Annotated in this window: 8 protein-coding genes; 6 read left to right on the forward strand and 2 right to left on the reverse strand. The window is 40.8% G+C overall.

The window, feature by feature from the left end:
• Positions 1 to 40 precede the first annotated feature (40 nt).
• The gene (cls, locus tag ACRCJ0_RS06890) at positions 41 to 1489 is read left to right on the forward strand and encodes a cardiolipin synthase (protein ID WP_431389986.1); all 1449 of its coding nucleotides are present in this window, start codon (positions 41 to 43) and stop codon (positions 1487 to 1489) included.
• An 80-nt stretch (positions 1490 to 1569) separates the two neighbouring features.
• Here cls and ACRCJ0_RS06895 read toward each other — a convergent pair whose 3' ends face one another.
• Complete coding sequence (locus tag ACRCJ0_RS06895) at positions 1570 to 1962, reverse strand: hypothetical protein (protein ID WP_069286343.1); 393 nt, start codon at positions 1960 to 1962, stop codon at positions 1570 to 1572.
• Between the two features lie 290 nt (positions 1963 to 2252).
• Between ACRCJ0_RS06895 and gmk the strand changes: the two genes are divergently transcribed.
• Positions 2253 to 2885, forward strand: a complete 633-nt coding sequence (gene gmk, locus ACRCJ0_RS06900; protein ID WP_016896747.1) for a guanylate kinase — start codon at positions 2253 to 2255, stop codon at positions 2883 to 2885.
• Positions 2885 to 3097 (forward strand): DNA-directed RNA polymerase subunit omega, encoded by a 213-nt coding sequence (gene rpoZ, locus ACRCJ0_RS06905; RefSeq protein ID WP_016896748.1) that lies wholly within the window; start codon positions 2885 to 2887, stop codon positions 3095 to 3097. Before gmk ends, rpoZ begins: the two co-directional genes overlap by 1 nt.
• Before the next feature lie 165 nt (positions 3098 to 3262).
• Here the strand turns inward: rpoZ and guaD are convergent, their stop codons facing one another.
• Positions 3263 to 4627: a guanine deaminase gene (gene guaD, locus ACRCJ0_RS06910; protein ID WP_431389987.1), complete on the reverse strand. Its 1365-nt coding sequence runs from the start codon at positions 4625 to 4627 to the stop codon at positions 3263 to 3265.
• A 259-nt stretch (positions 4628 to 4886) separates the two neighbouring features.
• Here guaD and priA point away from each other — a divergent pair, with 259 nt between their 5' ends.
• The 3 genes from priA to rsmB form a co-directional block, all read left to right on the forward strand.
• Positions 4887 to 7304, forward strand: a complete 2418-nt coding sequence (gene priA / locus ACRCJ0_RS06915) for a primosomal protein N' (RefSeq protein WP_431389988.1) — start codon at positions 4887 to 4889, stop codon at positions 7302 to 7304.
• A 108-nt stretch (positions 7305 to 7412) separates the two neighbouring features.
• A complete protein-coding gene (gene fmt / locus ACRCJ0_RS06920; RefSeq protein ID WP_431389989.1) occupies positions 7413 to 8396 on the forward strand; it encodes a methionyl-tRNA formyltransferase in 984 nt (327 codons plus the stop codon).
• The coding region (gene rsmB / locus ACRCJ0_RS06925; RefSeq protein ID WP_431389990.1) for a 16S rRNA (cytosine(967)-C(5))-methyltransferase RsmB at positions 8386 to 9513 on the forward strand (1128 nt) is incomplete at its 3' end. The genes fmt and rsmB, both read left to right, overlap by 11 nt.

Consider the following 9513-nt stretch of genomic DNA (forward strand, 5'->3'; position numbering starts at 1 on the left):
ACCATTTTGTTTGCTCTTTTACTTTTAAAAAGGGGAAAACATGGGTTTATATATTTTTTATGGGATTTTAATTCTTTTAGTGTTAAATACCATCGCCGCAGTTATTACCGTCCTTAGACAAGACCGTCCTGTGGCGACTATTTGGGCTTGGCTACTGGTCCTTATATTACTACCGGGTGTTGGGTTTATCATTTACTACTTTGTAGGCCGGAAAATTTCCGACCAAAATATCTTTAGAATTCGAAACCAAGAAGTTTATGGATTGAACGGATTAAAAGATAAGTACCTAAATGACAAGGGTAAACAGAAAAATGTCAACCACTATCCACGTGGCATTCAAAAGATGATGCGTGTCTTGTTTAAGAGTGACTATTCAATCTTGACTGAAAACAATCATGTCGAAATCTTTATTTCAGGCCAAGAAAAAATGGACCGACTAGTTGCGGATATCTATGCCGCAACAGATTCAGTGCATGTCCAATACTACATCTTTACTGATGATGAAGTGGGTATGCGGGTAGTAGACGCCTTAATTGACCGGGCCGAAGCGGGATTAGAGGTCAAATTGATGGCTGACGCAGTGGGTAGCCGTTTTCTAAGTAAGAAATCAGTGAAACGCATGGAAGAAGCAGGGATACAGTTTGAAAGTTTCTTCTCAAAAAGTCCCTTCTTTATTTTTAATTTTCGTCTAAACTGGCGTAACCACCGTAAAATTGTGGTGATTGACGGTTTAGTCGGTTATGTAGGAGGTTTTAATGTAGCCAAAGAGTATATTGGAACAGGGCCTCTAGGATACTGGCGCGATACTCACCTCCGTCTAACAGGAGATGCTGTCAAAACCTTACAAAGTCGTTTCATGGTAGACTGGTTCGCTTCTAAAAAAGCCAAACCAAGTGACTTTGACCATGAATATTTCCCAGACCCAGAAGTAAATGGGGAAACAGCCATGCAAATTGTTTCATCTGGACCAGATGAAGAGTCAGACCAAATAAAAATGGGTTACCTGCAGATGATTAATATTGCAGAAGAGTATATTTATATTCAAACACCTTACTTTATTCCAGACGAAGCCATCTTTGAAGCAGTTGAGATGGCAGCCTTATCAGGTGTGGAAGTCCATATCATGATTCCATCAAAACCTGACCACCCATTAGTATATCGAGCAACTGAATACTATGTAAAGTCCTTACTGCCAGCTGGTGTTCACGTACATAAATACCGTGAAGATGGGTTCTTACATGCCAAAACAGTATGCGTAGACGGTCATGTTGCTAGCGTTGGGACTGCTAACTTTGATATTCGAAGCTTCGCCTTGAACTTTGAAATCAATGCCTTTGTGTATGACCGCAAAGTCGTTACCCAATTAGAAGGAATCTTCAAAAATGATTTGAAAGAATCAACTCAAGTCGACATGGACCATTTCGAAAACCAAACAAAATGGAAGAAATTCCGTCAAGGGTTCTCGAGATTGTTCTCACCAGTTCTCTAAGGCGACTGAAGTCAATTAAATAATTTATAAAACACAAAAACCAGCTAAGAGTCTAGCTGGTTTTGTGTTATCTATATGGATTAGTCGATGTAAACTGAACGAACAGCCATGATTTCATCGACTTTAATGATGCGCATAACATCATTATCAACATCTTCAAATAGGATAATGTCTTTATCTGTATATTTTGACCGGAAGATACCAAATAAAATATCTTTGGTGTTCATAGAACCGATTTGACGAGTAACGGTAATATATAGGGGTTCACCTAATTCGTTTGAATAGTTAATATGTTTGATTATGTCTTTGATTGGCATAATAGTTGTCAATACGTTGCTTTCCTTTTTCGCTTTGCGCTCTTCACTATTGAAAGAAAGGATATTTGACTGGCTAGATTGTTCAGCTTCAAGCAACATTGGATCAACAGGGATGAATAGATTACGGATTGATTGATAAGATAATGGGTTTTGCATGATAAGCCTCCTTATATTGAACAGTGGTCAGAATGATGGGTACGTAGTAACGTAACTTGATTTAGCAAACGTTTGTTCGCTTTACAATTTATATTATAAAGAACGTCCGTTCGGTATGCAAGTCTTTTTACGAACATCTGTTCACTTTTTACTCAGAAGCTTAAATATGGTATGATTCTAATTGAAAATTAATCCGAACATTAAAGAAAATCTTCAGGTCTTTGAGAAAAATATTTAAATTTGTGGTACTATTAATGCTATATAAAAATGTGAAGGGTGAAAGGTGTTCTATGAAATCGAAAGGACTATTAGTTGTATTATCCGGTCCCTCTGGAGTGGGGAAGGGAACAGTGCGACAAGCGCTGTTCGAGACTGATACAAATCATGATCAGTTTTATTATTCAGTTTCTGCAACAACCCGACAACCACGTCCGGGCGAAGTAGATGGAAAAGACTACTTCTTTGTATCGCGCGACAAATTCGAAGGTATGATTGAAGACGAACGTTTGTTGGAGTATGCTGAATATGTGGGCAACTACTATGGAACACCCCTTCAATACGTTGAAGAAATGACTGACCAAGGTAAGGATGTTTTCCTTGAAATAGAGGTTCAAGGTGCATTGCAGGTTAAGCGACGTATGCCAGATGGTGTATTCATTTTTCTTGCACCACCGACTATGCATGAGTTAGAATCTAGAATAGTTAATCGTGGTACCGACGCCCCAGAAGTCATTGAGAAACGGATGCATCAAGCACGAGAAGAGTTACAATTGGTTACGCAATACGACTATGTTGTGGAAAATGATAATGTAGACTCGGCAGTTGAACGAATTCAAACCATCATAAATGCTGAGCATTTAAAAACAGACCGATTTATCGACGATATTGTAGAAAATTACTTAAAGGAAGGCGACGAAAAATAATGATTATCTATCCATCAATTGACAAATTATTAGACCGCATCGACTCAAAATACTCATTAGTATCAATTGCAGCAAAACGCGCAACTGAATTACAAGTTGAGAAAAACCCAATGTTAACTGAATACCAATCACCTAAATTTGTAGGTCAAGCGTTAGAAGAAATCGCTTCTAATGACTTAGTGATTGATCCGGACTCATTATCACAAAGCTAATTATTAGTCTTGAAAACATATAAACTTCATTAAGCCAAGTAGCTTTCCGTTGCTTGGTTTTTTTGCTTATTCAATCCGGACAGACGAAGTGACTATGCTAATGAAATACACGAAAAAAGAGATGTGACCATCAGAATGAGCACACCTCTAATTATCAATTGAACATTATCTTTCAAATACTAATTTACCTTGAACATATACTTGTTGGATATTGGCTTGGTTAGCTAAGTATAGGATCTTTTCAAAAATTTGTCCTAGGTCTTCAAAGACACCAAATCCTTGGATACGATTTTCCTTAGCTTTTGTATCAATGACTTGGAAATCAGCCGTATAACCTTCTTTGATTAAACCAATTGGTAAGTCAAGGGCTTCACCACCACCAAGTGTAGCGAGAGAAAAGGCTTCTACAACAGAAATGCGAGAATCGGCCACACCACGTTGAGGTTGCGGTAACCGGGTATCAACACCGTCTTCTAATTGACGTGAGCTCATCACAGCTTGTTTAATCCCGTCATATAGAGACGGTGAGAAACCACCGGAAATATCTGTTCCTAAGCCAACTTGTACATTTAATTCTTTTAGTTGTTTAATGGGAATAATACTATTAGCAAAATAAACGTTAGAAATAGGGCAGTGGGCAACCGCTGTTTGGTTTTCTGCAAAAATCGCAGCATCATCGTCATTGATAAAGTTAGAGTGGGCCATGACTGATTTTTTGCCGAATAAACCAAAGTCTCTAAGCGCTTCTGTGTCAGTTTTACCAAAGCGTTCATAAGTAAAATCATGTTCCCATTGACCTTCACTACAATGAGTGTGGACGTGGGTGTCGTATTTTTGAGCTAGTGCACCTAAACCAGCTAAGGCCTCGTCAGTACAAGAGGGAGCAAAGCGGGGCATGACAACAGGGTAAACGCCTTGGATAACGTCCTTACCATAGGCGCGCACTTCTTGGATAAATTCTTCAGTTTCTTGTAGGGCAATCTCAGTTGACGCATCTCGGTAAAAGTCAGGGTTACCTTGTGGGTCATCCATAACTACTTTACCAACTAAGGCGCGTTGACCTTTTTTTGCAGCAATCTTAACCAATTCAAATGACGATTCTTTGTGAATAGTCCCGAAATAAAGGGCAGTAGTGGTGCCACGAGCGAGTAAGGTCGCCACTAAGTCTGTGTAAACTTCTTTCGCGAAGTCAATGTCTTTATATTTAGCCTCTAGTGGAAAAGTGTGTTCATTTAACCAAATATCTAATGGGGCGTCTAAAGCAATCCCCGCCTGTGGCCATTGAGGGGCATGGATATGGGTATCAATGAAACCTGGTAATAAGTATTGACCGTCTGTTAAACGAATTAAAGTGCCACGTTCTTCAAATAGTTGAATGAGGGGTAGGTAATCACCATCATCAGCCGGTACAATTCGGTCGATGACCCCATCTTGGTTGATGGTTATCAGTGCCTGTTCTTGGTATTCAAGTTGGCCGTGAGTTGGTGTGTGAAAATAAGTTGCGACAATGGCTTTTTCTAATCCGATCATTTTTTGCTCCCTTTAAATAAAAATATTTCCTTCTTTCTCATTTTAAGATAAATTAACGAACAAGTAAATAGAATCAAAGTTAAATGTTCGTAAATAAACTATAATATTTCAATTTAATCAGTATTTAGTTACAAAAAGGATAAATTAACGAATGGATATACAAAGCAAAAGCGAAAATATATGCCACAGGCAATTAATGTTAAATTCTAACCAATTACTATACAATAGGTAGATGAATACGATGAAGGAGGCGACTGGAATGGTTGAGGCAAATGTTATAGAAGTGATCGTGGACGTCCCCACCATGCAGACGGACCATCCTTTTGAATACCAAATCCCTGAAGAAATGGTGAATATTATTCAACCAGGCATGCGGGTACAAGTCCCATTTGGCAGTCGTAACCTCTTGGGTTATGTCATTTCACCAGCTAAAACCGAGGCTGATTTTGAAGGCGAATTGAAGCCGATTACCGCACTTTTAGACGACGAACCGGTTTTAAACGCGGAAACGTTGCAATTAGGTAAGGATATGGCCGAGCAAAACTTTTGTTTCTTAGTTGAAGCCTACCATACCATGCTGCCTAACTTGCTCAAGGTAAATTATGAAAAGTTCTTCCTGCCAACCCCTGAAATTTCCTATCTGGACCATCAGCAATACTTTGATGACCTCAGTGAAATCGCCTGGTCTGAAGCCGAAAAAAGGGGGATTCTCACCGAGTTGATAGCCCTTAAAAACAAAGGTCACCTGTCCATAGACTATCGGGTAGAAGACCGTAAACGCTATAAAACGGAAAAATGGGTACAACCACTGATGGACTTTGACCAACTAGAGGAAGAAGTCACCAGCATTCGAAAAACAGCTAAGAAGCAACTTGCCTTGGTGGAAGTGTTAATGGAGCTGGACGGTAAGAAAGTACCTGCTAAATACCTAAGAGATGAATTTGACTTGCACACAGCTACCTTAAAAGTGGGAAGTGAAAAGGGTTGGTTAAAACTTTACGACCAACAAGTTAACCGTGATCCCTATGCAGATATTGCGATTGAAAAATCAGAAAAGTTACCCTTACAAGCCCAACAAGAAGCTGCCTTTAATGCTGTAAAAGAAGCCATGGATAACCAAGAAGACCGGGTCTTCTTACTACAAGGGGTAACAGGGTCAGGGAAGACTGAGGTCTACCTGCAACTGATTCAAGAAGCCTTAGATAAAGATAAAGAGGCTATTTTACTGGTACCAGAAATTTCCTTAACCCCGCAAATGGTCAACCGGTTGAAAAGTCGCTTTGGGAACCAAGTAGCGGTCTTGCATAGTCAATTATCAACAGGGGAACACTTTGATGAGTGGCGCAAATTAAAAAATGCCCAAGCTAAAATCGCTGTTGGGGCCCGGTCATCTATATTTGCACCATTAGACAATATCGGTTTGATTATTTTAGATGAAGAACATGAATCTACCTACAAACAGTCAGATAATCCTCGTTATCATGCAAGGGAAGTGGCCAAATGGCGGGCAGCTTACCACCATTCGCCAGTTATCCTAGGGTCAGCAACCCCTAGTCTAGAATCTAGAGCACGAGCCCAAAATGGGGTTTATCAACTACTTGAAATGCCAGAAAGATCCAATCAAAAGCCACTACCGCCTGTTGAAATTATTGATATGCGTGAAGAATTTAAACATAAAAATTACTATCAATTCTCACGGCAATTACGTGACCAAATGCAGGCTAAAATGGACCGGGGCGAACAGGTTGCTTTGATGTTAAACCGTCGTGGTTTCGCCAATTTCATGCAATGCCGAGACTGCGGTTATACCTTTCAATGTCCAAATTGTGATGTATCACTGACTTACCATTATCATGACAAACAGTTGCAGTGTCACTATTGTGGCTATAACGAGGCCAGACCGCAACGTTGTCCAGATTGTGGTCAAACCCACTTACGTGAATTTGGTACGGGGACGGAAAAGGTGGAACAAGAAATTAATGAGCTGTTCCCGAATAAAACCGTAGCTCGGATGGATATGGATACCACCCGGCGTAAAGGGAGTCATGAACGGATATTAAAGCAAATTGCTGATAAAAAAGCAGATATTTTACTAGGTACCCAGATGATTGCCAAGGGGCTGGATTTTCCAAATATTACTTTAGTAGGGATTATCAATGCAGATACCACACTCTATCTGCCAGATTTTAGAGCAGCTGAACGGACTTTCCAGCTCTTGACCCAGATGTCAGGACGGGCAGGCCGCGGGGATCTGGACGGGCAAGTCTTGATTCAAACTTATAATCCTGACCATTATGCCTTAACCTTGGCTAAAAATCATGATTATGACCGTTTCTATCAAACCGAAATGCAATACCGGAAACTTAACCAGTATTCGCCGTATTATTTTACCGTTCGGTTTACCATTTCTAATTTTGACGATCATACAACGCAAGCAACGGCTGCTAAGGTGGCTGCAATTTTACAGCGGGCCGATATTCAAGCAACTAAGGTGATTGGTCCCGCTCAGTCGACCATATCAAGAATTAATAATCAATACTATTACCAACTCTTGTACCAGCACCGAGGCAACCAGGCTATCCAAGCTGTTTTACAAGAAATTCAAGAAAAAGCCCAAGATTGGTCAAAAGACAAAATTTACGTATCCATTGACGTAGACCCACAATCCTTCATGTAAAAAGGGCTAGTAATTTCAAGCTAAATCTGACACTGATCGGAGTAAATCTCAGATTGAAATAATGGTATAATAGGAAGAAAGCACAGGATTTATTTAAAGGAGACACATTTGAAAAGAATTGTATTTATGGGGACACCCGCATTTTCAGTGAATATATTAGAAGCACTAGTCGAAAAAAGTGACGAATATGAAGTGATTGCGGTTGTGACGCAACCAGACCGTCCAGTAGGGCGCAAACGGAAATTAACACCATCACCAGTGAAAGAAGCGGCTTTAAAACACGATATTCCAGTTTACCAACCGGAAAAAATCGGCCGGGACCAAGAAATCAAAGACTTATTAGCTGAGGACATCGATTTAATCATCACTGCAGCCTTTGGTCAATTCTTACCGACGAGCATATTAGAGGCGCCAAAAGAAGGGGCAGTCAACGTCCACGCGTCATTACTACCGAAATACCGCGGGGGCGCGCCTGTGCACTATGCCATTTGGAATGGTGACAAGGAAACAGGCGTGACCATCATGCGGATGGTGAAAAAAATGGACGCAGGGGATATCTTAACCCAAGTGGTCGTCCCAATTGAAAGTGACGATACCGTTGCGACTATGTTCGATAAATTATCGGTTGCAGGGACGGACCTATTGATAGAAACATTACCGAAATTATTTGCCGGTGAAATTGAACCGCAAGCCCAAGTTGAGGAAGAAGCGACATTTTCCCCAAATATTACTGGCCAACAGGAACAAATTGATTGGCGTAAAGAAGCGCAGCAAATTGACAACCAAGTCCGGGCCTTTAATTCTTGGCCAGTAGCCCATACAAAAGTGGACGGGCAACGGTGGAAAATTTGGCAGGTAGCACCAGTCAAAGAAGAATCGACTGACGAAAAACCAGGCACAATTGTCAAAATTCAAAAGAAACCGGCTCAATTATGGGTGGCAACAGGGAATAAAACCGTTCTAGCTATTGAACAATTACAACCAGCAGGTAAGAAAAAAATGGACGTTGCAGCCTTCATTAACGGTGGGGCTGGTAACTTAGCGGTCGGCGATAGCTTTGACCAAGTGGAGGACGATGTAGATGGAGAATAATCAAGTAGAACCAGGGTCAAATGCTCGAAATGGCGGCCATAGTGGGGGCTATCAAACACCTCTAAAATTATCTGCTCGTTTTCAAGCGATGGAGTCAGTTAATCAAATTATCCGCCACAACCACTTCATCAACCAAGAAGTTAACCGGGTGTTAACTGAAGAAGCTGTGGCCGAAGCAGACCGTAACCTCTATACTAACCTGGTTTATGGGTCTGTTCAAAACTACTATACATTGGACGCTTTTGTCCGTGATTTTGTAGCCAAGCCCAATAAAGTGAAATCATGGGTCTGGTCTTTACTCATTGTTTCGGCCTACCAAATGTATTATTTAGACAATATCCCAAATTATGCAGTTGTTGATGAAGCAGTTAGAATTGTCCGCAAACGAGGCAATCAGACCTTGGCTAAATTCGCTAACGGGGTCTTACGGAATTTCACCAGACGTTATGAAACAATGGCCGATTTTATCCAAACCAAAGAAGATCCAAGAGAGAAGTTAACCCTAGAGGCCTCATTACCGCCTGTATGGGTAGATTATTTTGTGGACCGTTTTGGTTTTGACGAAGCCGAAAAATTGGCTAATTCACTCAATCAAACGCCTTTTATTACCGTTCGGGCCAACAATAAATTTAATAACCTAAACACAGAAAAAATGACCGAATATCAAGAGATATTAGAAGCAGAAGGTTTTACAGTAGCGCCTAGTCCTTTGTCACCATATGCCTTACGGGTAACTAAGGGGAATCCAGCTCATTCATCTTTATTCATCAACGGAGAAATTACCATCCAAGATGAATCAGCACTTCTAGCTGTAGAAGCTTTGAACCCGAAACCAGGCGAAACCGTCCTAGATGCATGTGCCGCACCGGGTGGAAAAACTGTGCAAATCGCTGAAGCAGTTGGCCGAACCGGGCATGTCATTGCCTGTGATATAGCAGAAAATAAATTGCCTTTAATTCAAGAAAATGTGGACCGGATGCAGGTAGCTGACCACGTGGAAATTCTTCATCAAGACGCGACTGCCTTGTTAGACCGTTTTGGGGAAAATGGTAGCGAACCGACAAGCTTTGATAAGATTTTAGTCGACGCACCATGTTCAGGTGTGGGCCTATTCCGC

It is taken from the genome of Aerococcus sp. L_32, assembly GCF_050689315.1.

What these genes read in the sequence shown, in the direction of transcription:
- cls (WP_431389986.1), top strand. Translation starts at nt 41, where the DNA reads ATGGGTTTATATATTTTTTATGGGATTTTAATTCTTTTAGTGTTAAAT.
- ACRCJ0_RS06895 (WP_069286343.1), bottom strand. Translation starts at nt 1,962, where the DNA reads ATGCAAAACCCATTATCTTATCAATCAATCCGTAATCTATTCATCCCT.
- gmk (WP_016896747.1), top strand. Translation starts at nt 2,253, where the DNA reads ATGAAATCGAAAGGACTATTAGTTGTATTATCCGGTCCCTCTGGAGTG.
- rpoZ (WP_016896748.1), top strand. Translation starts at nt 2,885, where the DNA reads ATGATTATCTATCCATCAATTGACAAATTATTAGACCGCATCGACTCA.
- guaD (WP_431389987.1), bottom strand. Translation starts at nt 4,627, where the DNA reads ATGATCGGATTAGAAAAAGCCATTGTCGCAACTTATTTTCACACACCA.
- priA (WP_431389988.1), top strand. Translation starts at nt 4,887, where the DNA reads ATGGTTGAGGCAAATGTTATAGAAGTGATCGTGGACGTCCCCACCATG.